The sequence below is a fragment of the Vreelandella profundi genome, assembly GCF_019722725.1.
GTDB lineage: Bacteria > Pseudomonadota > Gammaproteobacteria > Pseudomonadales > Halomonadaceae > Vreelandella > Vreelandella profundi.
The window spans coordinates 2,438,840-2,463,132 of record NZ_CP077941.1 but is presented as its reverse complement, the minus strand read 5'-3'; the positions used below and the strand labels follow the sequence as shown (position 1 = coordinate 2,463,132).

26 protein-coding genes and 1 riboswitch are annotated in these 24,293 nt (G+C 53.5%); of the genes, 13 read left to right on the top strand and 13 right to left on the bottom strand.

The annotated features are described in order from the left end of the window. Positions 1 to 1,056 (bottom strand): zinc-binding metallopeptidase family protein, encoded by a 1,056-nt coding sequence (locus KUO20_RS11360; RefSeq protein WP_235039969.1) that lies wholly within the window; start codon positions 1,054 to 1,056, stop codon positions 1 to 3. A gap of 278 nt (positions 1,057 to 1,334) precedes the next feature. Here KUO20_RS11360 and KUO20_RS11355 point away from each other — a divergent pair, with 278 nt between their 5' ends. After that, positions 1,335 to 2,834 (top strand): CoA-acylating methylmalonate-semialdehyde dehydrogenase, encoded by a 1,500-nt coding sequence (locus tag KUO20_RS11355; RefSeq protein WP_235039968.1) that lies wholly within the window; start codon positions 1,335 to 1,337, stop codon positions 2,832 to 2,834. 98 nt (positions 2,835 to 2,932) lie between these two features. On the opposite strand, the gene KUO20_RS11350 is transcribed toward KUO20_RS11355, so the two are convergent. Then, positions 2,933 to 3,625: a hypothetical protein gene (locus KUO20_RS11350; protein WP_235039967.1), complete on the bottom strand. Its 693-nt coding sequence runs from the start codon at positions 3,623 to 3,625 to the stop codon at positions 2,933 to 2,935. Positions 3,626 to 3,802: 177 nt separating this feature from the next. Between KUO20_RS11350 and KUO20_RS11345 the strand changes: the two genes are divergently transcribed. The 5 genes from KUO20_RS11345 (at position 3,803) to KUO20_RS11325 (ending at position 9,306) form a co-directional block, all read left to right on the top strand. Further along, complete coding sequence (locus KUO20_RS11345) at positions 3,803 to 4,405, top strand: peroxidase-related enzyme (protein WP_235039966.1); 603 nt, start codon at positions 3,803 to 3,805, stop codon at positions 4,403 to 4,405. A 74-nt stretch (positions 4,406 to 4,479) separates the two neighbouring features. After that, positions 4,480 to 4,588, top strand: a riboswitch (TPP riboswitch). Then, positions 4,578 to 5,972, top strand: coding sequence for an SLC5/6 family protein (locus KUO20_RS11340; protein ID WP_235039965.1), 1,395 nt, complete (start codon positions 4,578 to 4,580; stop codon positions 5,970 to 5,972). Its footprint overlaps the riboswitch before it by 11 nt. A gap of 93 nt (positions 5,973 to 6,065) precedes the next feature. Then, entirely contained in the window at positions 6,066 to 7,034 is a 969-nt protein-coding gene (corA, locus tag KUO20_RS11335) for a magnesium/cobalt transporter CorA (protein ID WP_235039964.1), read from the top strand. Between the two features lie 23 nt (positions 7,035 to 7,057). After that, complete coding sequence (locus KUO20_RS11330) at positions 7,058 to 8,248, top strand: alcohol dehydrogenase catalytic domain-containing protein (RefSeq protein ID WP_235039963.1); 1,191 nt, start codon at positions 7,058 to 7,060, stop codon at positions 8,246 to 8,248. Next, the gene (locus KUO20_RS11325; protein ID WP_235039962.1) at positions 8,248 to 9,306 is read left to right on the top strand and encodes a proline racemase family protein; all 1,059 of its coding nucleotides are present in this window, start codon (positions 8,248 to 8,250) and stop codon (positions 9,304 to 9,306) included. The genes KUO20_RS11330 and KUO20_RS11325 overlap by 1 nt, the downstream gene beginning before the upstream one ends. On the opposite strand, the gene KUO20_RS11320 is transcribed toward KUO20_RS11325, so the two are convergent. The 3 genes from KUO20_RS11320 to KUO20_RS11310 all read right to left on the bottom strand — a co-directional run bounded on the left by KUO20_RS11320 (position 9,282) and on the right by KUO20_RS11310 (position 10,979). Beyond that, on the bottom strand, positions 9,282 to 9,488 hold the full coding sequence (locus tag KUO20_RS11320; RefSeq protein WP_235039961.1) for a DUF1289 domain-containing protein: 207 nt from the start codon (positions 9,486 to 9,488) through the stop codon (positions 9,282 to 9,284). The two genes, KUO20_RS11325 and KUO20_RS11320, sit on opposite strands and share 25 nt — an antisense overlap. Before the next feature lie 38 nt (positions 9,489 to 9,526). Next, positions 9,527 to 9,943: an alternative ribosome rescue aminoacyl-tRNA hydrolase ArfB gene (arfB, locus tag KUO20_RS11315; protein WP_235039960.1), complete on the bottom strand. Its 417-nt coding sequence runs from the start codon at positions 9,941 to 9,943 to the stop codon at positions 9,527 to 9,529. Between the two features lie 88 nt (positions 9,944 to 10,031). Beyond that, on the bottom strand, positions 10,032 to 10,979 hold the full coding sequence (locus tag KUO20_RS11310; protein ID WP_235039959.1) for a D-2-hydroxyacid dehydrogenase family protein: 948 nt from the start codon (positions 10,977 to 10,979) through the stop codon (positions 10,032 to 10,034). Between the two features lie 107 nt (positions 10,980 to 11,086). Here KUO20_RS11310 and KUO20_RS11305 point away from each other — a divergent pair, with 107 nt between their 5' ends. The 3 genes from KUO20_RS11305 to KUO20_RS11295 all read left to right on the top strand — a co-directional run bounded on the left by KUO20_RS11305 (position 11,087) and on the right by KUO20_RS11295 (position 12,906). Further along, positions 11,087 to 11,701 carry a flavin reductase family protein gene (locus tag KUO20_RS11305; RefSeq protein WP_235039958.1) on the top strand — a complete coding sequence of 205 codons (615 nt, stop codon included), beginning with the start codon at positions 11,087 to 11,089 and terminating at the stop codon, positions 11,699 to 11,701. Positions 11,702 to 11,857: 156 nt separating this feature from the next. Beyond that, positions 11,858 to 12,427, top strand: a complete 570-nt coding sequence (locus tag KUO20_RS11300; RefSeq protein WP_235039957.1) for a DJ-1/PfpI family protein — start codon at positions 11,858 to 11,860, stop codon at positions 12,425 to 12,427. 116 nt (positions 12,428 to 12,543) lie between these two features. Beyond that, positions 12,544 to 12,906 (top strand): ribbon-helix-helix domain-containing protein, encoded by a 363-nt coding sequence (locus tag KUO20_RS11295; RefSeq protein WP_235039956.1) that lies wholly within the window; start codon positions 12,544 to 12,546, stop codon positions 12,904 to 12,906. A gap of 4 nt (positions 12,907 to 12,910) precedes the next feature. Here KUO20_RS11295 and KUO20_RS11290 read toward each other — a convergent pair whose 3' ends face one another. Next, positions 12,911 to 13,678, bottom strand: a complete 768-nt coding sequence (locus KUO20_RS11290; RefSeq protein WP_235039955.1) for a DUF1499 domain-containing protein — start codon at positions 13,676 to 13,678, stop codon at positions 12,911 to 12,913. Between the two features lie 64 nt (positions 13,679 to 13,742). Here KUO20_RS11290 and KUO20_RS11285 point away from each other — a divergent pair, with 64 nt between their 5' ends. Then, positions 13,743 to 14,084: a hypothetical protein gene (locus KUO20_RS11285; RefSeq protein WP_235039954.1), complete on the top strand. Its 342-nt coding sequence runs from the start codon at positions 13,743 to 13,745 to the stop codon at positions 14,082 to 14,084. Here KUO20_RS11285 and KUO20_RS11280 read toward each other — a convergent pair. Then, complete coding sequence (locus KUO20_RS11280) at positions 14,081 to 14,311, bottom strand: DUF3820 family protein (protein ID WP_096282316.1); 231 nt, start codon at positions 14,309 to 14,311, stop codon at positions 14,081 to 14,083. The genes KUO20_RS11285 and KUO20_RS11280 overlap by 4 nt on opposite strands. A gap of 150 nt (positions 14,312 to 14,461) precedes the next feature. Between KUO20_RS11280 and mqo the strand changes: the two genes are divergently transcribed. Continuing rightward, the gene (gene mqo / locus KUO20_RS11275) at positions 14,462 to 16,186 is read left to right on the top strand and encodes a malate dehydrogenase (quinone) (RefSeq protein ID WP_235039953.1); all 1,725 of its coding nucleotides are present in this window, start codon (positions 14,462 to 14,464) and stop codon (positions 16,184 to 16,186) included. A gap of 75 nt (positions 16,187 to 16,261) precedes the next feature. On the opposite strand, the gene KUO20_RS11270 is transcribed toward mqo, so the two are convergent. After that, complete coding sequence (locus tag KUO20_RS11270) at positions 16,262 to 17,149, bottom strand: LysR family transcriptional regulator (protein WP_235039952.1); 888 nt, start codon at positions 17,147 to 17,149, stop codon at positions 16,262 to 16,264. A gap of 132 nt (positions 17,150 to 17,281) precedes the next feature. On the opposite strand from KUO20_RS11270, the gene KUO20_RS11265 reads away from it, so the two are divergent. Then, the gene (locus tag KUO20_RS11265; RefSeq protein WP_235039951.1) at positions 17,282 to 17,707 is read left to right on the top strand and encodes a VOC family protein; all 426 of its coding nucleotides are present in this window, start codon (positions 17,282 to 17,284) and stop codon (positions 17,705 to 17,707) included. A gap of 52 nt (positions 17,708 to 17,759) precedes the next feature. Here KUO20_RS11265 and KUO20_RS11260 read toward each other — a convergent pair whose 3' ends face one another. Continuing rightward, complete coding sequence (locus KUO20_RS11260) at positions 17,760 to 18,653, bottom strand: AraC family transcriptional regulator (protein ID WP_235039950.1); 894 nt, start codon at positions 18,651 to 18,653, stop codon at positions 17,760 to 17,762. 191 nt (positions 18,654 to 18,844) lie between these two features. On the opposite strand from KUO20_RS11260, the gene KUO20_RS11255 reads away from it, so the two are divergent. Beyond that, positions 18,845 to 19,918, top strand: a complete 1,074-nt coding sequence (locus KUO20_RS11255; protein ID WP_235039949.1) for an NAD(P)-dependent alcohol dehydrogenase — start codon at positions 18,845 to 18,847, stop codon at positions 19,916 to 19,918. A 106-nt stretch (positions 19,919 to 20,024) separates the two neighbouring features. Here the strand turns inward: KUO20_RS11255 and lnt are convergent, their stop codons facing one another. The 4 genes from lnt to KUO20_RS11235 all read right to left on the bottom strand — a co-directional run bounded on the left by lnt (position 20,025) and on the right by KUO20_RS11235 (position 24,255). Continuing rightward, on the bottom strand, positions 20,025 to 21,506 hold the full coding sequence (lnt, locus tag KUO20_RS11250) for an apolipoprotein N-acyltransferase (RefSeq protein ID WP_235039948.1): 1,482 nt from the start codon (positions 21,504 to 21,506) through the stop codon (positions 20,025 to 20,027). Positions 21,507 to 21,569: 63 nt separating this feature from the next. After that, the gene (locus KUO20_RS11245) at positions 21,570 to 22,469 is read right to left on the bottom strand and encodes an HlyC/CorC family transporter (protein ID WP_235039947.1); all 900 of its coding nucleotides are present in this window, start codon (positions 22,467 to 22,469) and stop codon (positions 21,570 to 21,572) included. 194 nt (positions 22,470 to 22,663) lie between these two features. Further along, positions 22,664 to 23,179, bottom strand: a complete 516-nt coding sequence (ybeY, locus tag KUO20_RS11240) for an rRNA maturation RNase YbeY (protein WP_235039946.1) — start codon at positions 23,177 to 23,179, stop codon at positions 22,664 to 22,666. Continuing rightward, entirely contained in the window at positions 23,176 to 24,255 is a 1,080-nt protein-coding gene (locus KUO20_RS11235; RefSeq protein ID WP_235039945.1) for a PhoH family protein, read from the bottom strand. The genes ybeY and KUO20_RS11235 overlap by 4 nt, the downstream gene beginning before the upstream one ends. Between the last annotated feature and the right edge of the window lie 38 nt (positions 24,256 to 24,293).

Genomic DNA, 24,293 nt, shown 5'->3' with positions numbered 1-24,293 from the left:
TTAACGCGGTACCGGGCTGGCGGCCTGAATGATTTTATGCAGGTACGCCAGCTTTTCACGTACGGGCGGGGCAAGCACTCCAGGGGCTAAATCGAGTAGTCCCATATCGCGATTCAGTTCGTTTACCGCTAACCCGACCTGATGAAAAGCAATCAGCATGCTATCTAGGCTGCCGTCGTATTCAACGTGGGTAATGCCCATATGCAGCGCTGTATCCAGCACCGCTACCATATCCAAGTAGTACGCGAACGTTTCAGCAAAATCCTCCCACGGGTGCATGGTGGCGTAAGCGGAAATGAATCGATTGGACCAGTCAGCGGGAGCGCCCGTTTGGTAATACTGCTCTAGGGCTTCGGCATAGCTCGGCCGGTGATGATTGCCAAATACCGCGCGGCAGGCTTCTTCATCGCGCTCTTTCACCAACACGTCCCAATAGTAGTGGCCAATTTCATGACGGAAATGGCCGATCAGCGTGCGGTGGGACTCATTCATATCGACCCGCAGGCGCTCACGCTCCACGTCATCGGCTTCTTTGACGTTGATCGTAATGTGTCCAGAGGCATGCCCGGTATATACCTTCTCTTGCTTGGCGGTCGAGCGCCACAGCCCCTGGTCGGGCAGGGCGTCCGCCATAAACGAGAAGCTTAAGGGCACGGCAATATCATCGTCTTTGGTGCCGTGCGGCAGTTTGAGTAGATCCAGCGTATGAAATAGCCGACGCTTAGCGGCTTCAAGGGCTGCCCAGCGCTCACGGTGCCCGTCAATCGCCAGGTCAGGGATGACGTCGTTATAGCGGCAGCAGTCGCATAGCGTGTCAGCGTGGCCTTCCTTCATCACCACCATCCGGTTGCAGACGTTCTCAACGGCATAGTTATAGCATTTCATTAGCGGGGTTTCGCAGCCTGGGTGTGTGCAGAGAAAGCCGCCACTCTCCAGCGGTTCAATGGCTACAATGTTGCTGCAACTCGGACACCAGCCTACTTCTGACTGGCATGCAAGGCATTGAGTATTCTCATAAAAAACAGGATTGCCACAGCAACAGCTAAAAGTCTGCATAAATAGTTCCCTGTGCTTATAACACGTCATGCCTAGCATTTATCGTGAACAATCCTCTCAGGCATGGCTGGCCTGATTAGCCGAAGCATAGCCAGCGTTGTCTCAATTGGGAAAAGCTAATTGACGCCACGCCGAAGATTTTGTTTACTCACGTGATACTTGGTTGACGTTAACGTCAACTTGCTGCTATACCCTGAACACCCATTTATTATCACTACGCCTGTCAGTAACCGCTTTCCAACAATAAATACGCATTTTTAAGTAACAGGAGCAGCACTATGTCCGTTCGCCAAATCCCTATGTATATCGATGGTCAGCCCGTGCAGTCAAAAAGCCAAGAGTGGCACGACGTGGTTAACCCTGCGACGCAAGAAGTGGTCGCTCGGGTACCGTTCTGCACGGCTGAGGAAGTGGAGCGCGCTGTTAGCAGCGCAAAAGAGGCGTTTAAGACGTGGCGTAAAGTGCCGCTGGGCAAGCGTATGCGCATTATGCTCAAACTCCAGGCTTTGATTCGCGATAACACGTCGGAACTCGCGGCGTTGATTACCGAAGAGCATGGTAAAACCCTACCGGATGCGGAAGGCGAAGTAGGTCGTGGCCTAGAGGTCGTAGAACACGCTTGTTCGATTACTTCGCTGCAGCTTGGCGAGCTGGCGGAAAATGCGGCGAATGAAGTCGATGTTTACACCATGCATCAACCGCTCGGCGTTGGTGCGGGGATCACTGCGTTTAACTTTCCAATCATGTTGCCGTGTTTTATGTTCCCGCTGGCGATTGCGACCGGCAACACCTTTATTCTAAAGCCGTCGGAGCAAGACCCAAGCTCTACCATGCGCTTGGTGGAACTGGCCCACGAGGCTGGAATCCCGCCCGGGGTACTCAACGTGGTGCACGGTGGGCCTGATGTGGCCAATCAGATTGCTGATCATCAAGATATCAAAGCGCTTTCGTTTATTGGCTCAACCCACGTAGGTTCATTGCTTTATAACCGCGCGGCGGCAGCAGGCAAGCGGATGCAGGCGATGATGGGTGCTAAGAATCACTGCGTGGTCATGCCTGATGCCAACCGCAGTCAGGCCATTAACAACTTGCTGGGTTCGGCATTTGGCGCCGCGGGCCAACGCTGTATGGCCAACTCGGTGGTCGTACTCGTGGGGGATGCACGGGAATGGTTAACCGATATTGTTGATGCCGCACGTAATATGAAAGTGGGGCCAGGTACCCAGCTTGATGCAGACTTAGGCCCGTTGGTCTCACCCGCTGCGCGTGATCGTGTTTTGCGCTTAATCGATGCGGGTGAAAAAGAGGGCGCCAAGCTGATGGTCGATGGCCGCAATGTCCAGGTAGAGGGCTACCCTAACGGTAACTTCGTTGGGCCGACGCTATTTGCCGATGTGACCGCCGATATGACTATTTATCGTGAGGAGATTTTTGGGCCTGTGCTGTGTGTGGTCAGCGTTGAAACGCTGGATGATGCCATCGCCTTTATCAATGCCAACCCTAACGGTAACGGTACCTCGATTTTTACCAACTCAGGCTGGGTGGCGCGCCGTTTTGAAACCGACATTGATGTGGGGCAAATCGGTATTAACGTGCCGATTCCGGTACCGGTGGCATATTTCAGCTTTACCGGTTCGCGGGCGTCGAAGCTCGGTGATTTAGGGCCAAACGGTAAGCAGGCCATCGCTTTCTGGACGCAAACAAAAACCGTCACGGCACGCTGGTTCGAGCCGGAGAACGTTTCTAGTGGCATTAATAGCACGATTTCGCTGGGCTAAAAAAACGCGGTTCATCGCCCCATTAGACCCCGCTTAAACGGGGTCTAATGATAGTAGGGCAGGGCGCTACCTGTATGGATTAAGCGGTGTCGCATTACTCAAAAGTTATCAAAAATAGTCAGGCTTTCTTCAAGCAGCTGTTCGATTGGATCAAGCTGACTCTCATGCAATACAAGTAAAGAGGGTTCATTGATGACGTTGGGCGCTTGTGGTACGAGTAGCGCAAATTCGCCTTCTTCAAGATGAAATTCGTGTATTTCGCGTATGCCCAGCGGTGTTATACATTGGGTGCACCGGTAGTTGTCATCCTCGCCATAAGTGAGGCGGTGGTACATTTTGAACAACGTATAAAGGGCTAAGCCGCCTTCAAAGGCAGGCCAGCGAGCCGGCGTGTCGCGAATGTCGAGGGTAAGATCTTGACCCACGGCCTCAGCATCTGCAATGGCATCATCTAGAGGCGTTGCTAGAACGGCAGTTTTATCGGCAGGTAATGGCGTGTTGTGCTTTGCCGCATTGACAAACTCTTGAACTGCACGCTTAAAGTCAGCCACACCATGGAGAGGATAGTCCACATGCTGAAGATCTTCGGGTTCAAAGCCGCCATTTTCCCAGCCATGGATCACTCTTAGTGTCATATGGCCCCGATTCATAGGCCGAGCAAGCAACATATGCAGCATGATTCGGATGTGTAGCTGGCGCTCATCCGTATTATTTTCAAACGCTCGATAGGGGTCGGTAAACAGCTCGTTTAGACGGCCAGAGATATGTTCCTTAGCTTCGTTATGACTCATGACAATGTCTCTTTGAAAGAGCTATTTAGTAGGCGTCGCGCATAAGTTTCTGCGTAACCCGGTTATTCATTATGGCGAGCAGGGCTGCCGATGCAACGTTTCTTAAGTTAACTGTTTATTTTGTATTAGGTAAACAGTTTTAATGAAGTCGTTGAAATTAACAATAAAGAGGTGATTATGTTGCCATCATTAAGTCGCTTTAACGTGCCAGAAACGCTCGATGATCTGCCCGACGATATTCGCACTACGATTCTGGCCGTTCAGGAAAAAGCGGGCTTTGTGCCCAATGTTTTCCTAATGCTGGCCCATCGTCCCGCTGAGTTCAGGGCGTTTTTTGCCTATCACGACGCGTTAATGGAACGGGAATCAGAGTCGCTCACTAAAGCAGAGAAAGAGATGATTGTGGTCGCTACCAGTGCGCGAAACCGCTGCTTATATTGCGTGGTGGCACACGGTGCGCTGGTGCGCATTTATAGTAAAGACCCGCTGCTGGCCGACCAAGTCGCGATTAATTATCGCGTGGCGCACATTAGCGAGCGCCATCGCGTGATGCTCGATTTTGCCATGCATTGCGCAATTGATATCGGTGAAATGACCGACGAGTGGTCTGCACGCTTGCTGGCCGTCGGCTTCAGTCAAGAGGATTGCTGGGATATCGGCGCTATTGCTGCTTTTTTTGGCCTGTCTAATCGACTGGTGACGCTGGCGGGGACGCCGCCTAATGAGGAGTTTTACCTGATGGGGCGCGTGCCGCGCGAGGCAGCGACGCCCAGCGGTTAAGCGTTACTTTACCTTTGCTTTGTTTCACTTTCCTTTACTGAGGCGCGGTTTTCATTGAGGATAGCGCCTCCATTCACTGTCGCCAGGGGAGCCCTTATCAAGGAGGGCTGAGAATGCGCGTTGCGCAGACCCTGGAACCTGATCCGGTTCATACCGGCGGAGGAAGTGCGACATGCTTTACCTAACGTCAGCTGTACTTGGCGCGGCGCTGTGCTGCTTTGCTTTTCTAGGCCTGCGGGCACGCTGGGTTGATGGCCCGCTCGATGATTATATTACCGCTCGCAATTCGCAAACGGCCTCGACCCTGGGGCTTTCCTTTCTTGCGTCCGGCATGGGGGCGTGGATTCTCTTTGCGCCGCCGGAAATTGGTGCCTTTGTGGGCCCGCTTGCCCTGGCAGGCTATGCGCTTGGCTCGGCATTACCTTTTATTGTATTAGGTCTTTACGGGCCTAAGATTCGCCGGGCGCTTCCTGAGGGGCGTAGCATCGCTGAATTTGCAGAGGCTTGCTATGGCCTCGGCGTACGGCGCTGGGTCACGTTAGTGTCCATTGCCTATATGGCCTGCTTTCTAGCCGCTGAGCTAACCGCGATTGGTGCGATTACGGCATTGCTGTCTGATGTGCCTCCCGCTTTAGTGATTATTGGCGTTGCGCTGGCCACGCTTATTTATACGGCAGTGGGCGGCCTGCGAGCCAGCCTTGCTACTGATCGTTGGCAGGCCTGGCTGCTGCTGGCGCTATTGGCCGTGGTGGGCAGCATGGCACTTTGGCGGCTGCCCTCTATGCCGAGCGAAGCGGCGCTGCCTGCTATTCCTGTGACCAGCGCGCTCAGCGTGGCGTTGACGCTGGTGATTGCGGTAACGGCCGCCAACTTATTCCATCAGGGCTATTGGCAGCGCGTATGGGCTGCTAAAGATGACCAAAGCCTGGGGCGTGGCGCATTGCTCGGCGGCGCTATGACGATAGTAGTGGTGATGGTCATTGGTGGTTTAGGCATATTGGCGGCAATGAGCGGGGTGTCTCTGGGCGCACCACCGATGCCGTTTTTTGCGCTGCTAACAGATGCGCCCGCTTGGCTGTCGCTCTCTGCGCTGGTATTGGCTGTGACCTTGGTAGCCTCCAGTGTCGATACGCTACAAAACGGTATTGCCTCGCTCATTGTCGCCCGTAGCGGGCAGCGCGGTGTTTCGCTGGTTGCCGCCCGGTGGGTGACGGTTGGGTTAATGATTCCCGTGGTGGTGATTGCTTTGCAGGGGTTATCGGTACTGCGCCTTTTCCTGATTGCCGACTTACTTTGCGCCGCCATTGTGGTGCCAGTATTGCTAGGTTTGTGGCAGCGCATGACGCCAATAGCTGCGGTTGGCGGCGGTGTTGCTGGGCTGCTCGGGGCTATTTTGCCAGGGTGGCTAAGCCAGGGCAGTTTCAGCGCAGGCGTGGTGGCGGCGAGCTTTCCTGGCAGTATTCCAACGCTGGGCCCCTTTCTGGGCGCACTGACTATTTCAACGTTGGTCAGCGTGGTGCTCGCCTATGCTATAAAGAAACAGCCCGTGCAGAAGGGTGCCGCGTAGCGTGAGCTTGGTGTGCCGGGACTGCATCGCTATAGTGGCTAAGTACGTAGAACGATTAGCGCTTCTGAGCGCTAGCTAATCGCAAGGACGACTATGATTAGAACTATGCTTACTACGCCCGATGGTGCGGTTCACGAAGGTAATGAAGACTTGCTGGCCATGTGGAAATCCACGCCTGACAGCCATATCTGGATCGATATGCAGGGTGAGACGCAGGACAGTGAACGCACCATTTTAGAGGCTTTTGAATTTCATCCCATGGCGATTCAGGATGCCCATAAAGAGCGCCATCCGCCAAAAATTGAAGAGTTCGATAATCACACGCTGATTATCTACCGAGGTATTTCATCTTTCGATGCCGAGTTAAATTATCTTCCCCAGCAGGTCTGTTTTTTTGTCGGTGAACGGTTTTTAGTGACGCTTCATCCCGGTGAAGCGCTCAGTATTGAACGGCTGTTTAATGAGCACGGCAAGACGCTGCTGGCGCACTCCCCTGAGCATGTCGCGCTGCGAGTAATGTATATTTCCGCCGGCTTTTATATCGATAGTCTGCTCGAATTTGAAACCGAACTGAGCGACCTGGAGGATGAGCTGCTCGAAGACGGTAACGATGTGCTCATGCGCAAGATCATTACCTATCGCTCTCGGCTGGTGAAAATGCGCCGTATCTTTAGCTATCACCAGGGAATTACCCAAGAGCTAACGGCTTACGACTACGAGCATGTGCCCCGTGAAGAAAGCGAGACGCTTCACGCGATTAACGATGTCGCGGATCGCTTCGAGCGCCTCTACACCTTAACGCAGATGTACTATGAGATTTGCGGTGATTTAGTCGATGGCTATATCTCTATTTCATCCCACCAGCTAAATATCACCATGCGTGTGCTGACGGTCATTACCGCCATCTTTGTACCGCTGACGTTTATTGCCGGCATTTACGGCATGAACTTTGAAAATATGCCTGAGCTTCGCTATCAGTACGGCTATTTTTTTGTGTGGGGAGCCATGCTGGGAATTGGTGGGATACTGATTTGGCTATTCAAACGTAAACACTGGTTTTAACGCCAGACAGAGGAGCCAGCGCTATGGCCGATACTGCACAGATGGTACCAGCGACGATGGCCGCCATGCTCTTAACGGGGCATGGGGATATCGATAAATTGGAATACCATCAGGATGTCGCTACGCCGCAACCCAGGGCAGGTGAGGTACTGGTGCAGGTAACCGCCACGGCCAAGAACAACACGGATCGAAAAGCCCGGGAAGGCCTTTATCCCACCAAAGACAAGGGCGACGTCACGTCGTTTGCCATGGGCGGCACGCCAACGCTTACCTTTCCGCGTATTCAGGGCGCTGACGTGGCAGGCCGCGTGGTAGCCGTGGGTGAAGGTGTTGGCGCCGAGCGTATTGGTGAGCGGGGTCTGCTCGATTTTAATATCTACGCTGACGAGCGTCGCGATATTAATCTAACGCCGGATTATTACGGCCACGGGGCTGACGGTGGCTTTGCTGAATATATCGCCGTACCTGCTGATCAGTTTTACGCCGTTCCGAATCCTGAGCTGCGCGATGCTGAGCTGGCGTCGATGGGTATGTGCTCGTATCAAACCGCTTACCACATGATGACAGCTGCCAATATAGGTGCCGGTGAGCGGGTGCTGGTAAGCGGCGCCAGCGGTGGCGTGGGGACGGCGCTCATTCAGCTGTGCCGCATCGTTGGAGCCATCCCTTATGCCGTCAGCCAGCGTGATAAAGCCTCTGCGCTAAGCGCACTCGGCGCAGAGGCGGTGATTGATCGTGGCGACTTGCCGACGTTTGTTGAGCGAGTGCTGGCTACCACTGACGGCAAACCGATTGATGCAGTGATGGATCTGGTGGGTGGTGAGATGACGAACCTGTTTATCGATACCATGATTGTCGATATGCAGGGCCGTAAGAGCTATCCGCGGCTTTCAATAGCCGGTGCCAGCGGTGGCAATCTCAGCGAAATGATGTGGACCCGCATTTATCTTTATCAGGTGCAGATGTTTGGCGTTTCTCACGGTACCCGTGAAGAGGCTGAACAGCTTGTTGCCTGGATTCGCGACGGCCAATTAAAGCCTGTGCTTCACGCAGCGTTTAAACTTTCCGAGCTACACGCTGCCGAACGCTATTTTGTAAATCGGGGTAGCAACTATCTGGGCAAAATTGTGCTGGTTCCCGATTCACAGTGGGCCTCGCACGGTGCGCTGTTCGCTCTTGAAAACATCTCTTCCGACGCTCAGGAGCAACGCTAGTGCATAATTTTCACACCATTCAGTTAATGGATACTCACGCCGGTGGCGACGTTAGCCGTATTGTTACGGGAGGCATTGATAGTTTGCCGGGTGCCACCGTGCGCGAACAGATGGAGTACCTGCGCGATGACGCCGACGGTTTGCGGCGCCTGCTACTAGAAGAGCCTTACGGCGTACCGGAAATGTCGGTCGATTTGTTGGTGCCAGCCTGCCATCCGGAGGCCGTCGCGGGTTACATCATTATGGAAGTGATGGGTTACCCCATTTACTCTGGCTCCAATACGCTGTGCACGGCCACCGCGGTACTAGAGAGCGGCATTGTGCCTAAGCAAGAAGGTATTCAGCGCTTCAAGCTAGAAGCGCCCGCGGGCCTCGTGCAAATTGAAGCGCAGGTGCATAACGGCGTTGTCGAATCGGTTACCTGCAGCGGGTTGCCCAGTTATATCGACACCCATCGCGCTACGATTCACGTGCCGAGTATTGGCGATGTGACCTACTCAATCGCTTATAGCGGTGGCTTTTATGCGTTGGTAGATGCTACTGAGCTTGGTTTTAAGCTAGTGCGTGATGAGGAACGAGCGCTGGCTGAATGCGCTTATAAAATTGTTGAGGCAATTAAAGCGCAGCGTGGCTTCTCCCACTACACGCTTGGTGATGTAGGGCCATTGCCATTTTTACACTTTATGGGCCCTGAGGAGCAGATAGCAGAGAGTTATATACGCTCACGTTCCACCACTTATGTTCATCCTGGCGTTATTTGCCGCAGCACCACAGGTACCGGTACGTCGGCACGCTTAGCGCTAATGAACTATGAAGGGCGGCTGAGCGTGGGGGATCAGCTGGAGACCGTTTCGCTGCGTGAGACGGGCTTTATCGGCACCTTCACTGGCACGCATCAAGAGGGCGATTATCAGGTCGTCGAAAACACTATCACCGGTCGCAGCTACTTGTTGGCTCACTCTGATATCGTTATCAACTGTGACGACCCTATGGTGGCCTGTGGCGAGCTACATCATATATTGCGTGATCGTCATCAGCGCACCGAGTCTGAGACGTAACCTTCTGCTTCCAGCCGTTTCCATACCGGGGCTTTTTCAGCTTCGGTCATGGCTCCCCAGCAGGCTATTTCATCTAGTGTACGGCCGCAGCCTTCGCACACCGATGTTGACGATTCTATTTGGCAGATTTGTACGCAAGGCGAAATAGGCCGCACCTTAGCGAGTGCATGGGTTTTAGTCATGATTGAAAGCTCTTTGGCGTTAAGTATCGAGCGATGGCTTATGAGGCAGATACTTTGCCGCGCAGCGATTTGACTTTACCTTTGCGGGTTTTGTGGTCAACCCGTCGGCGTTGTGAGCCTTTAGTGGGCTTAGTGGCACGGCGAATTTTTTGCGGTTTGGTGGCACTCCGTATCAGCTCTCTTAAACGTGCCAGTGCATCTTCTTTATTTAGCTCAAGCTTGCGATGGCTCTGGGCTTTAATAATCACCACGCCTTCTTTGCTAATGCGCTGATCGGACAACGCCATTAACCTTTCTTTGTAGAGTGGTGGCAGCGTGGAACTCAGAATGTCGAAGCGCAAGTGTACTGCTGACGCGACCTTGTTGACGTTCTGGCCGCCAGCGCCTTGGGCACGAATCTGGCTGATATCAATCTCCCAATCAGCCAAGGTAACGTTACTGGAAATGGTGAGCATTCATGTCCTCTGTGTTACTCATGAGCCTATAAGGCTAGCACAATTGGCACAGAGGCGGGGCTTCTTGGCTGAATGATACTAACCAACTCTAGCCAGCTAAATTATTGACTGACTGCCCATTGATATAAGCCAGTAGGTTGCTAAACGCATCGCCAAAGTAGAGCTCATAGCTGTCTTTTTCGACGTAGCCTAGGTGCGGTGTGGCGACTAAGTTGGGCAATTCGAGCAGAGAGCTTGTGACGACAGGCTCCGCATCAAATACGTCAATCGCGGCTTGACCTGGGCGTCCGGCGCGTAGCGCCTGTTCAAGCGCCTGTGATGCCAGTAGCTGAGAACGGCTAGTGTTCACCAGTAGTGAGGTGGGCTTCATTTGGGCGAGTGATTCAGCGGTGACGATACCCCGGGTATCATCGTTCAAACGTAAGTGAAGGCTTAACACATCGGCGCGCTGGAAAAAATCCGCCTGGCTTTTGGCAACGTCAAGGCCAGCCTCAATGGCGCGCTGGCGGGTGCTTTCCCGCCCCCATACCAGTACTTTCATGTCAAACGCCTGGCCATAGCGCGCGACGAGGCTGCCGATTTTTCCATAGCCAAAAATACCTAGCGTGCGCCCCTTGAGCCCCGTGCCCAGCGTGCGCTGCCAACGGCCTGCTTTTAGGTTTTCAACCTCGGCTGGGATATGGCGCATCGCGGCCAGCACTAGTCCCCAGGTGAGTTCCGCGGCGGCGTTAGGCGAGCCGGTGCCCGCCATCACGGTCACGCCATGGCGGCGGCAGGCCGCCATATCAACATGCGCCGCACCGCCACCGGTTTGACTAATCACCTTGAGGTTGGGCAGGCGCTCAAGTAAGGCCGCCGTAATGGGCGTGCGTTCACGAATGAGTACCAACGCTTCGGCGTCCTTAAGTCGCGCGCTCAGCGCGTCTACATCCGTGAGGGTGTCGTGATAAACCGTTACGTCGTGACCTTCCAACTGCCGAAAAGCATCTAAATCGTGAACACAGCCCTGATAATCGTCGGGAATGGCAATCTTCATTGCGAGAGCTCCTTGCTTGGCCGCACTAATATTTATAAAACGCATCATCGCTAGTAATGCTGTTGTAAAGTGATCGTACCCCGAAATTAGCTATTAAGGCGTTATCGATGAGCGACTACTTGCTAGATGAATCCCCCTTAAGTCCAGGTGTTATATATCGCTTATTGTCTGGCACTGTTTGCCCTCGCCCTATTGCCTGGGTCGCGACTCAAGATAAACACGGCAATGCCAATTTGGCACCGTTTTCCTTTTTTAACGTAGCCAGCGTCAATCCGCCTGTGCTGGCATTCTCACCGTTGCTAAACGGCAGTGGAGAGCTTAAAGACACGGTCCGCAATTTAAATGAAGTCGCAGAATGTGTCGTCCACGTGGGCAGTGAAGGGCTCGTTGAGGCGCTCAATGTCACCAGTGCAAGCGTGCCGCCAGACGAAGACGAGTTTGCGCTGGCCGGGCTAGAAAAAGCCAGCATGCCCGGTGTTAGCGTCCCTCGGATTGCTAACGCGCCGGTTGCTTTTGGCTGCAAACTGTTCGATATGATTCGCTTTGGCGACCAGCCCTTAGCAGGCACCTTAGTGCTTGCCCAGGTGGTCTCGATTCATATTGATGATGCGCTGTGGGATGGCCGCCATGTTGATATGGAACGGCTCAAGCCCGTGGGTCGATTAGCCGGTAGCGATTACCTTCGTATCAGCGACCGCTTTGCTATTGAACGTCCTGCTTAAAAAGACTTTCTGTTGCTATGGGTTAAGTAACGGTAGCTGAAGAAGTTGCTCTGTAGTAATGGACTACTACCCCTTGCCGGTAAGCGCTTGCTAGTCTCGTTTCACACGCTAGGCGTGTGCTCAATCGCTCGACCAATAACGATAAGGAGTAATGAGATGAGCAGTAAGCGCATTTTAATGATTACCGGCGACTTCACTGAAGATTATGAAACGATGGTGCCTTTTCAGGCGCTCATGGCCGTTGGGCATCGTGTGGATGCGATCTGTCCTGGAAAAGCCTCGGGCGATACTGTGGCTACCGCGATACATGATTTCGAAGGTGATCAAACCTATTCTGAAAGGCTTGGCCATCGCTTTGCGCTGAATGCCGATTTTGCGAGCACCAACCCCGCCGACTACGATGCGCTTGTGATACCTGGCGGTCGCGCCCCGGAATATCTGCGTTTAAATAAAGATGTGCTGGCGATGGTTCAGCACTTTTTTGAAACCAACAAACCTGTCGCCGCCGTTTGTCACGGTGCGCAATTGTTAGCCGCGGCTAACGTGTTAAAGGGGCGTCAGTGCTCCGCTTATCCGGCCTGTCAGCCAGAGGTAGAACTAGCTGGCGGCCACTTTGCTAATCTAGAGGTAACCGAGGCCGTGACCGATGGTAACTTGGTCACGGCGCCCGCCTGGCCAGCCCATCCGGCCTGGCTTGCCCAGTTTATGGCGTTGCTTAATAAGTAAGCCTGAATGGCAAGATAACGACGTTCGCCCAGCACTGTGCTGGGCGAACTATGCGCTTGCCCGCTATGCTATTAGCAAGCGACCCGCACTCATTAAGCCGCTAAGAGACAATGCCCATGTGTAAGCTCTTTATTAACGCTAATCCCGAACTGTGGCGCAGTGCTACCCACTCGCTGCGCATTGACGGAATGGTCACCAGCGTACGTATGGAGAATTATTTCTGGCAACTTCTTGAAGAGATTGCTCAGCGTGATGACATGAACACGGTTCAGATGATTACTCGGCTTTATCATGAGTCCATCGACGCTGGGCACGATTTGGGCAACTTCACCTCGTTTTTACGCGTTTGTGCGCTGCGCTATCAGGCGCTTCAGTTGACCGGCGATATTCCTACGCGGCATCAGGTGCCTATCGCCACATTAGACGCTGAGAAAATCCTAGCACGTGAAGGTGGCCACCGGCTCGGCTCAATACATTAAAGCGTTAGTTGAGGCGCGCTTTTAATTCATCCAAAAAGGCTTGAATGCGCGCAGCGTTAGTACCTACATCGCTGGCGCCTATACGCGATGCCGAACGCATATCCACCTGCACTGCGTCCTCGCGTTCCGTTAAGCGAATGACAACGTCATCCTCAAACCCAAACCAGGGTGTCGTGGCCGTCGCCTCTATGTGATCGTCGCTAATCCTGGCAATTCGCCAGCCAGCTTCTTCTGCCTCTGCCTGTGCCGCCGCCAAGACTGCCGGGGGCGTTGCCTTCAAAATGAGAGGTTTTATCGCCGGATAAGCCGCTTGCTGTTGCCGAGCGGTTTCTTCGCCGGGATAAGCGAGTGCATTAGGCGCTGCTTGGCGAGCGCTGGCTAATGCTTCAAAAGCAGGCGGATTTTGCATATCGGTGGTGATGTCGTGAATGGCGGGTAGAGACTGGGCACGCTGCCAGTGCTGCCAAGGCACGTAAAGCAGCGCTGCCGCACTAAAAATAACGAGTGTTGCTATCACTGCTGGCGTGGAGCGGCGTTTGATCGCACTAACGAGAAGCGCCACAAGGCTTAATGCAACCGCTGCCCCGGCGGCATAGACGCCGTTGCGTAGTAAGATAAATGCCTCACTTAACGAGATATGTTCACCGCGGTATGCTGGGCCTGATCCGGCCATCATCATGGCTGCCACGATGAGCAGTACAATGCTTAACCCTGCGAGCACACCCGGCCAGCGGCTAAGGTTGGGGCGAGAGGCTTTTTGGCGTGTCGTCACGTTTTCTCCTTATTACATCGTATTCAGCTATTGTTAACGCAACTGCGCCATCAATGAGATTTTTATGACCGCTATAAAAACAGCGCTACGCGAATTGCTCGTGAGCGCACCGCGTGAGGCACTGCCTATGACCTATCAGCAGGTCGCTTCAGCACTGTCGCTAACCCCGCCTCGTACCATCGCCCAGGTCACTCAGTCACTTGAGCAGTTAATGCGGGAAGACGCTACGCAAGAAAAGCCGTTCATGGCCGCATTAGTGGTTAGCCGGCAAGGCAATGGCTTGCCGGCAGCAGGCTTTTTTGAACTAGCCGTTGCACTTGGGCGCTTTCCTTCTGATAGAGCGCTGCATGAGGCGGCGTATCACGCTGAGTTTCAGCGAGCGGTCAGCGAACGCAGCCAGCACTAATCTTGACGCTGTCTGGGTCTCTGGCGCAGTGGCTCTAACAGCTCACTAAGGCCATTATGGTCAATTTCCTGCATCAACTGTAGCAGCTGGCCGATTTCACCTGAAGGAAATCCCTCCCGAGCAAACCAGTTCAGGTAAGGGCCGGGGAGGTCGGCAATGAGCCAACCCGCGTGCTTTCCAAAAGGCATGGTGCGTGTCACTAGCTTTTCCAGGTCTTCTGGTTTCATACGCTAAATTCCATCCATTCTCATTTAAGTGATGCCATATGTTTCTGATGTGGCGGATTTTTGTTAGACTTTCGTCGACAAATGATACCTATCTCGATAAAGGACGCCTATCTTTCCGGCACGTTCTTTATGTACCGCCAGGGGCATGACATGCAAAAACGTTTCAACCTTTTACTCTGTTCGCCGCTTTTAGCGCTAGCAGCTATGCCCATTTCAGCCGATGAGCCTGTAGACGTCGTGTTGATTGGTGGCGGTATTATGAGCGCCACGCTCGGCACCTATCTACAAGAGTTAGAGCCTGAGTGGAATATCCAGCTTTTTGAGCGCCTTGATCAAGTGGGTCAAGAAAGCTCGAATGCTTGGAACAACGCCGGCAGCGGCCACTCCGCCTTTATGGAACTGAATTATACGCCGGGCGATGGCGATCACGTCGAAATTGAGCGTGCGATCAACGTAACCGAGCAGTTCGAGCTTTCTCGTCAATTCTGGGCGCATCAGGTAGACCAGGATGTTTTGAGTGATCCGGCCGCTTTCATCAACACCGTTCCACATCATGCGCTTGTTTGGGGTGAAGATGACGTCGCGTTCCTGCGCGAGCGTCATGCCACCATGGTACAAAATCCGCTTTATGCTGATATGGAATACTCTGAAGACCGTGACGAGATCGCAGAGTGGATGCCACTCGTGATGGCCGGTCGCGATGGTGATACTCCCGTTGCGGCAACGCGAATGCAGATGGGGACGGAGGTTAACTACGGCGCCCAAACAGAGCAGATGATTGAATCGCTAAGCGATAACGAACATTACACTTTGTCGTTGAACAGCGAAGTGCGCGGGCTTGAGCGCAATGACGACGATACATGGCATGTGACGGTTAAAAACTTAGAAAGCGGCGATGAAACCAGCGTTGACGCTCGCTTTGTCTTCATTGGTGCCGGTGGCGCCGCGCTACCGCTTCTTCAGGCATCGGGTATTCCTGAAGCGAGTGTTTATGCAGGCTTTCCGGTAGGTGGTCAATTCCTTTACACCACGAACCCTGACGTCGTCGCTCAGCATCAAATTAAAGTATACGGAAAGGCTGGCGAGGGTTCTCCGCCCATGTCAGTGCCGCATTTAGACTACCGTAATCTTAACGGTGAGCCGGCGTTGTTCTTTGGCCCGTTTGCGACGTTCTCCAGCAAGTTCCTCAAAGAAGGCTCCTGGACGGACCTGTTTGGCTCAATGACGTTCAACAATACTTGGCCAATGATGGAAGTCGGCCTGGATAACTTTAACCTGGTGCGCTATTTGGTTGGCCAGGTGCTGATGTCTGATGGCGATCGTATGGAAGCCTTGCAGGCCTTTTATCCAGAAGCCAACCCAGATGATTGGGAGCTATGGACAGCGGGGCAGCGGGTACAGATTATCAAGAATGATCCTGAAGACGGCGGCACTCTGCAATTTGGTACCGAGGTCGTCATCTCTGCTGATGGCACCATGTCAGCTCTGATGGGCGCTTCACCGGGCGCCTCGACGGCACCTTCTATCATGTTGAATTTGCTTGACACGGCCTTCCCAGCACAGATGGAAAGTAGCGAATGGCAAGATACTCTGCGTCAAATTGTGCCTTCATACGGCCAGCATCTCGCAGAAAATCCTGAGTTGTTGAGTGAGGTGCGTGCTTACACTGCGAATGCTTTAGAGCTTGACGAGCCAGCGAATTTGGCCGCTGCCAATGGCAGCGATGAAGCGCTGGAAGAAGAAGCAAACACCAGTGCGGATGAGCCGCAACCCAACGGCGGTGGAGACGAGATTCAAGGTGACGTTGAAGAGGACGATGCTGAGATGAACGACGCACAGGACACCGAGCAGCAAGACGTTACGACCGACGCTTAATGCGTGTGAACTAACGCTTTTCACGTACCAATACGCCAGCTCTGTTGAGCTGGCGTTTTTTTTGCTTTTTTGTGATTACTTCAATGGCTGCTCGATGATTTGAGCGGAGCCGTTAAGTAAGTCGGCGAGCGCAGCGGCGGGCGGACTTAAATGCCCGCTAGCCCGGTGGATGAGCCCAATGTCGCGGTGAAACGTCCGCTCGGCTAGATCAATAGCCCGTACTTCTTTAGGCCAGCGTTTAAGTGCTCCCGACTGCGGGGCAAGTGCCACGCCCACCCCATTGGCCACTAATTGCACAATGGCATCTAGCTCATCAACCTCGCATACCTCGCGGACATGGCAGTGATTGTCTCTTAAAAAGCGATCCACCTGCCGGCCGCCAAAAGATGCGCGGTCATAGCGCACAAAAGGGTGAGTAGCCAGCATCTGTTGCCAAGACTCAATCGGTAGTCGGCGCGGGACTATTAAGCGAAAAGGCTCATGGGCAAGCGGCGTCCAGCGTAAATCGCTATGCAGCGAAAACGGCGGGCGAATGATCACCGCCATATCTAGCTCACCGGCATCGACCTGGTTCATTAGCGCCATGGAAAGACCGGGGACTACCCGGGTGCAGCATTCAGGAAATCGGCGATGAAAGTTGGCCAAAATGTCGGGTAAAAACGTACGTTGAATAGAGGCAATAGCGCCAATGTTCACGCGAGTGTTCAGCTCTTGACCGGAGGGCGAAGCCCCTAAAGTGCCATAAAGCGCAAGCAGCGAGTGGGCCTGCTGCAACGTTTCTTGGCCGCGCTGAGTCAGTATTGCAACGCGGCCTTTACGCTCAAACAAAGCCACGCCAAGGGCGCTTTCCAAGCGTTTCATTTGAGCGCTGATCGCGGCTTGCGTCAGGCCTATTTTATTACCTGCCGCTGCGAAGGTGCCTTCCTGGGCAACGGCAATCAACGTTTTGAGCTCACGAATCATTCATAAATACTTTTTGTGGATTAGTTAAAAAACAATTGATTTTATTTTTGCATATCACGTCTTAGGATAATGACACCGTGGCCTTGCAAGACGCTAGCCATTTTACCTAACGCAAAGATTTAGGAGATGCTCATGAGCCTTTCACCTTTTCACTTGGCAATTCCCGTGTACGACGTAGCGCTTGCAAGAGCCTTTTATAATGATGTGTTTGGCTTGGAAGAAGGGCGCTCCAGCGAGCAGTGGGTCGATTTTAATTTTTTTGGTCACCAGCTGGTCATTCATGAGCAGCCTAAAACGCCAGGCCAAGACAGCGCGCATACCAACCCCGTTGACGGCCATAACGTGCCAGTTCCGCACTTTGGTGTGATTTTAGGGTGGAGCGAGTGGGAAGCGTTAGCTGAGCGCTTAAAAGCACGCGATACCCAGTTTGTAATCGAGCCTTACGTACGCTTTAAGGGTGAAGTAGGCGAACAGGCCACCATGTTTCTGCTCGACCCTTGTGGTAACGCGCTCGAGTTCAAAGCGTTTAAAGACATGAGCCAAGTGTTCGCAAAGTAAGCATCGGGCGCTAAAAAGTAAGCATCGGGCGTTAATCAGCGCTCTATGTAGTTTAAGCCCGTAAGGCCTGCTCTTGGCGGCGATGCTGCAAAGGCGGTTCGCCAAAGTAGCGTTTATAGTCGCGGCTAAACTGAGGAACGCTGCGGTATCCAACGGCCGCAGCGGCCTGATTGACGTTATGATTATCCTGCACAAGCAGCTGTTGCGCTTTGATCAAGCGAAGTCTTTTTAAGTACTGAGCGGGTGACGAGCGCGTGATCTGCTTGAAGTGCTGGTGAAACGTTGATGGGCTCATATTTGCCTGCTGGGCCAGCTGCTCTACGCTAAACTCACCTGCAACGTTAGCATGTAGCTTTGAGAGCACCTGCACGATGCGTGAGTAATGGCCGTGCCCTAGTACCAGCGCCCTTAATGCGGGCCCCTGCTCTCCTTTTAGTGCTTCAAACACCACATCGCGAATGCGCGCTGTGCCCATCGTACTATGCTCTACCTGTATAGGCAGCGAGCGTGCTAAGCGCAGCACGGCATTTTGCATGCCCTCTGTCATGGCGACAGACGCCATTGGCAGCGGCGCCTGGGAATAATGACCAATATCGCCCATGGCCGTCACCATTTCGCTTAATAGGGCAGGATCAAGGCGTACCGATATGCCCAGCAGGGGAGACTCTGGTGAACCGTAGGTTTCACATTCAAAGGGTAGCGGCAGTGTTTGTACTAAGTAATGGCCCGGATCGTAATGGATTTCTCGATCGCCCAGATAGCCCGTTTTACGTCCCTGAGCAATGATGATCAAGCTGGGCTCATAAAGCAGCGGCGTGCGCACTTGATGGCGGCTTAAGCAGAGTAGTGATACGCCAGCTAAAGGTGTTGCAACCATACCATCGCCCTCAACGAGGGGCTGGATAACATCAGCCAGCGCATTGCCAGCCTGGGAGGTAGAGGCCATGAACGCTTTTCTCACTTTATAGTGGATTTTGTATAATAATAACTATTTTGGCGTTATTTTTGTTATTTAATTACGTAGGTGCGTAGGAATAGGCAAAAATGGCGTAGCTTTGTTTATCGCTATTCTCGCTGATTAGGCCAATAATAATGGCAGATTTAGAAGGCCATGTTTTGAAGATGAGGAATCCACCGATGAGCCAAGCGCTACCACAAGTACATTCCTATGCAGCGTTTGCTGCCGACAAGCCGCTAGCACCGTTTACGTTTGAACGTCGTCAGCCGCGCCCCGATGATGTGGCGATTGAAATTCTTTACTGCGGCGTCTGCCACAGCGATCTGCACTCCGCGCGTAACGACTGGGGCATGAGTCAGTACCCCGTTGTTCCCGGCCACGAAATTGTCGGCCGAGTAACATCTGTTGGCGATAGCGTCGTGCGCTTCAAAGCCGGCGATCTAGTTGGTGTAGGCTGCATGGTAGATTCATGCCGTACTTGTTCTGCCTGTAAAGACGGCGTAGAGCAGTACTGCCTTGAAGGCTTTACCATGACGTACGGTGGTGAAGATCGCCAAGACGGCACCATGACGCAGGGCGGCTACTCCGACGCTATCGTGGTGAGTGAGCACTTTGTACTGCAAATGCCTGATGGTATTGATCTGGCCTCTGCGGCACCGATTCTATGTGCGGGCATTACTACCTATTCGCCGCTCAAGCACCACGGCGTAGGAAAAGGCCATAAAGTCGGCGTGATTGGCATGGGCGGCTTAGGTCATATGGGTGTTAAGCTAGCTAAAGCGCTGGGTGCTGAAGTGACCGTATTCACGCGCTCCGATGCTAAGGTTGAAGAAGCAAAGCGCAACGGTGCGGATCATGTCGTGGTTTCCAGCGATCAGGCGCAGATGGATGCCGTGGCTGAAAGTTTCGACTTCATGCTCGACACCATACCGGTTCAGCACGATCTTAACCCTTACTTAACGTCGCTAAAGTATGACGGTACGCATATTATCGTTGGTTTGCTTGAGCCTATTGAGCCTGCTATTGAAGCGTTCAACTTGGTCTTCAAACGTCGCGTTGTGGCGGGTTCTTTAATTGGCGGTATCGCTGAAACTGAAGAGCTGCTCAAACTGTGCGCCGACCAAGGCATTACCTGTGATATCGAAATGCTCGATATGAATAAGATTAATGAAGGCTTCGAGCGCATGGAAAAAGGCGATGTACGCTATCGTTTCGTGATTGACATGGCAACGCTGAAAAACAGCCCTGCTTAAATCACTTTGCACCTGCTCGCTAAGGGCAGGCGTCAACGAAATGCCCCGAGTCCTTCACAGGACTCGGGGCATTTTTTTAGTCAGCCGCGCATGGTGGCATTTCTTATCAGCGTGCTGCTCGGCGCCCGCCTCGTGCTGCAACTACGCCCGCTAAGAGCATCACACCCGCCAGCAGCCACGCTGGCCAGCTTCCGGTACGCGTAAACGGCGTTAAGCCTTCCATAGCGTAGAACTCGCCCTTAATCGTGGCTGTTTGAAACTGCGGAGCACGGTCAACGATATGGCCAGTAGGGTCGATAATGGCGGTAATGCCATTGCTGGTCGCGCGGAGCACGTAGCGGCCATTTTCTAGCGCTCGTAGCCGTGCCATCTGCAGGTGCTGATTAGGGCCGATAGAGGCGCCAAACCAGGTGTCGTTGGAGACGGTTACGATGACGTCGCTGCTTTGCGCGCGACGGGCTACTAACCCTGGGTAAATGATTTCGTAGCATATCGCATTACCAATATAGGTTCCCGCTGCCTGCATGGGCGCTTGCTCAGTCGCACCTTTGGTAAAGGACGACATGGGTAGATCAAAAAAGTTGATCGCCCCGCGCAATAAGCTTTCCATCGGCAAGTACTCACCGAAAGGCACTAAATGCTCTTTCTGATAGCTGCCTTCGACGTTGCCAACGCCAATCACGCCATTGAAGTAGCGTTCCTGCTCATCGCGTTGAACGACGCCGGTCAGCAGGGCGACGCCGGGCGGTAGATTTGCTTGTACCCGCTCCAATACAGGTCGCGCCTGAGCTTCAGTCATGGGTAGGGCCGTTTCTGGCCAGATGATTAGATCAACATCATCGGCAACGTCGCGGGTCAGCTGGCTATAGGTATTAGCAGCTACGCGCTGACCTTCTGAGGTCCACTTTAACAGCTGCGGCAGGTTGCCTTGTAGCAATGCTACCCGCGTTGGCTCGCTGGCTTGCGTGGTCCACAGCGCGGGGAGTGCTAGAGGAATTAACCAAATGGCGGCGAGTGGGGCAAGCGTCCACCACTGACGGCGTAGCAGTAGCTCCGCCGCGAGCGCGCCGCTGAGCGCGACCAGCAGCGACAGTAAGTAGACCCCGCCAACGGGCGCCCAGGAGGCTAGCGGCGAGTCAACGTAGCCAGAGCCCAGCAGTAGCCAAGGAAAGCCAGTAAACAGATAGGTTCGCAGTATCTCGCCCAGCACCCAGGCCCCAGCAAAGCTAATAAACGCGAGGCGAGCGGATGTAAAGCGCCGGTAGAGCCAAAACGTGCCGGCAAAGAATAGCGCTAGAACGGTCACAAACAGGGCGGTCAGAAATACCGCTAATGGAACCCCGGTATAGCCGTAGTCATGGATCGATACATATACCCACGACGTACCGCTGGCGAACAGTGCAACGCCATATAGCCAGCCTTTAAGTGCCGCTTGAGCAGGCGTTAGCGTGTGCAGCCCAACGTACAACAGTGCAATCGCAACGGGGCCTAGCCACCATAGCTCGAAAGGGGAGGCGGTTAGCGTGGTGAAGCCGCCTGCCACCAGCGCAGCAAGCAGCTGTAACAAAAACGCGGGGGGTAAGCCCATAGCGATGACCTATCGTCGGTAAAGTTTGAGAGAGTGGGCAGAGAGGCAATGGAGTGGCGTCGACTAGGCCTGCTTGTCTTCTTGGTCGTCGTCTTCATCTTCATCACGACGTTGATCACGATATGCCTCAAGCAGGCGAATGCGGCGAGTATCGGCGTTGAGAATCACAAATCGCCAGCCGCCGAGGATGGTATGTTCGCCTCGCCGTGGCAAATGGCCAAACTGTTGCATGACCAGGCCGCCGACGGTGTCAAAGTCGTCGTCGGAGAACTCAGTATCAAAGCGTTCGTTGAAGTCTTCGATGGGGGTTAGCGCGCGAATGGCGAAATGGCCATTCTCAGTCTCGCGGATATCGTCCTCTTCATCGGTATCGTGCTCATCTTCGATATCGCCGACGATCTGCTCAAGAATATCTTCGATTGTAATGATGCCTGCAGTGCCGCCGTATTCGTCTACGACCACCGCCATATGGTTATGCGTATCCCGAAACTCTTTAAGCAAGCTGTTTAGGCGCTTTGATTCGGGAATAAACATGGCAGGGCGCAAGATGTCGTCTAACTTGAAGGCGTCGCGCTGAGCTTGCGTCTGCGAAAGTAGCGGCAGTAAGTCTTTAACTAGCAGTATGCCCTTGATGTCATCCAAATTTTCGCCGATCACCGGGTAGCGTGAATGGCCGGTTTCTTGGATTAACGGCAAATAGCCGTCGCTTGCTTGATCTAGGGCTATTGCCGACACCTGCGAGCGCGGGATCAGCACTTCACGTACCTGCTGATCGCTAATATCAAGCGCGCCTTCAATGATCATGATGGCGTCTTGATCAAGCTTTAATTTGCCTGCGGTGTGGCGTAAAAACGTCATCAGCTCATCGCGTGAGCTGGGTTCGTCATTATCTCCGGAAAGGGCGCCAAAGAGTTTCTCGAGCCAAGATTTTTGACTAGGGGTGCTCGATCGATCTTCGCTCATGCGTCAAATCTCTTGTTTGCGGACAGACAGTTGCAATGTCAGGTGGCTAATTAATTGCTGAGGCTAATTTATCTTTGAAGCTGTTGTATCGCTGGAGTTGTTGTATCACTGGAGTTGTTATATCAACTGAGCAAGGATAGTACCAGATTCGTTGCTAGGTGATTGGACGCTCCAATAATTAGGGCAGCCGCTTGTTAATGCACGGGGCGACTGTCGTCATCGCCAGCACCGGTATCCGTCTCATAGGGATCGGGAATATTCAGCTCTGCCAGTAGCTCACGTTCGAACTGCTCCATCTCCTCCGCTTCCTGGTCATCAATATGGTCATAGCCCATCAGGTGCAGAGTGCCATGCACGACCATGTGCGCGTAATGATGCTCCAATAATTTGCCTTGCTCGCTGGCTTCCTGGGCTACGACCGCGTGACAAATCACTAGGTCGCCTAGCAGGGGTAGCTCAATACCCGGCGGGCTCTCAAAGGGAAACGACAGTACGTTAGTGGTTTTGTCTTTGCCGCGATAGTCACGGTTAAGCGTCTGGCCTTCGAGTTCATCAACAAAGCGAATAGTCAGCTCACGTCGCTGATCATCAGGGTGGTGCGCAAAAACACAGCCCACCCATTGGGTGAGCTGTGTCAGCGAAGGCAGCAGCGGTTCGTTGATAGCCGCCTGGCGATCAATCACGATCTCGCTTAGTGCTCTTTCGCTCATCGTGAGCGGTCCCATGAATCTTCTCGAGCATGCATACGTGCATCGCGTTCTTGCTGGCGTGCTTCTTGGCGAGCGCGCTCTTCGACTTCCTGCTGGGACTCAAACATATCGTAGGCTTCGATAATGCGTTGAACCAGCGGGTGGCGTACAACATCTTTGGCCGCAAAGTGAGTAACGCCGATTCCCTGAGTGTCTTTTAGCACGTCGAGTACTTGGATCAGACCTGAGCGCTGGCCTTTGGGCAGATCGACCTGGGTAACGTCGCCCGTTATCACCGCGGTGGAGCCAAAGCCAATCCGGGTTAGGAACATTTTCATCTGTTCCGGCGTGGTGTTCTGGCTCTCATCCAAAATGATATAGGAGTTATTGAGCGTGCGACCGCGCATGTAGGCCAGCGGCGCAATCTCAATCACCTGGCGCTCAATTAGCTTTGCCACTTGCTCAAAGCCGATCATTTCGTAGAGGGCATCGTAAAGCGGACGCAGGTAAGGGTCGATTTTTTGAGCCAGATCGCCCGGTAGAAACCCAAGCTTTTCACCGGCTTCAACCGCTGGGCGTACCAGTAATATGCGCCGAACTTCCTGCTGATTGAGCGCTTCGACCGCCGCGGCCACAGCAAGGTATGTTTTGCCCGTGCCCGCGGGGCCGACGCCAAAGTTAATGTCGTGCTCACGGATGCTACTAACGTAGCGCTGCTGATTAAGCCCACGAGGTTTGATCATGGTGCGCGGTGTGCGCATGATCACTTCATCGCTACTGCCGGTGCTTTCCTCTTCGTCTTCCAGTGCTTCAAGCCCTGATTCCTGAAGGAAAAGATGCACGGTGTCGGCGTCAAGATCATTGGCTGCCGTTTCGCGATAAAGATGTTCCAGCACGTTGGCCGCGGCCTTAATACGGTTGGCAGCACCGGCTAGCTGAAACACATTGCCCCGGTTGCGCAGCGTCACGTCCAGGCGGCTTTCAATCAGCTTCAAATGCTCGTCCTGCTGGCCGCAAAGGCTAGCAAGGCGCTGCGGATCATTGGGTTCAAGGCTTAAGGTGAGAATGCGATTGGCCTGAGGTGTTGGCTGGCTCAAGAGTGGGGAACCCCTCGTTAGTGTGTGTGGTGTTCAGC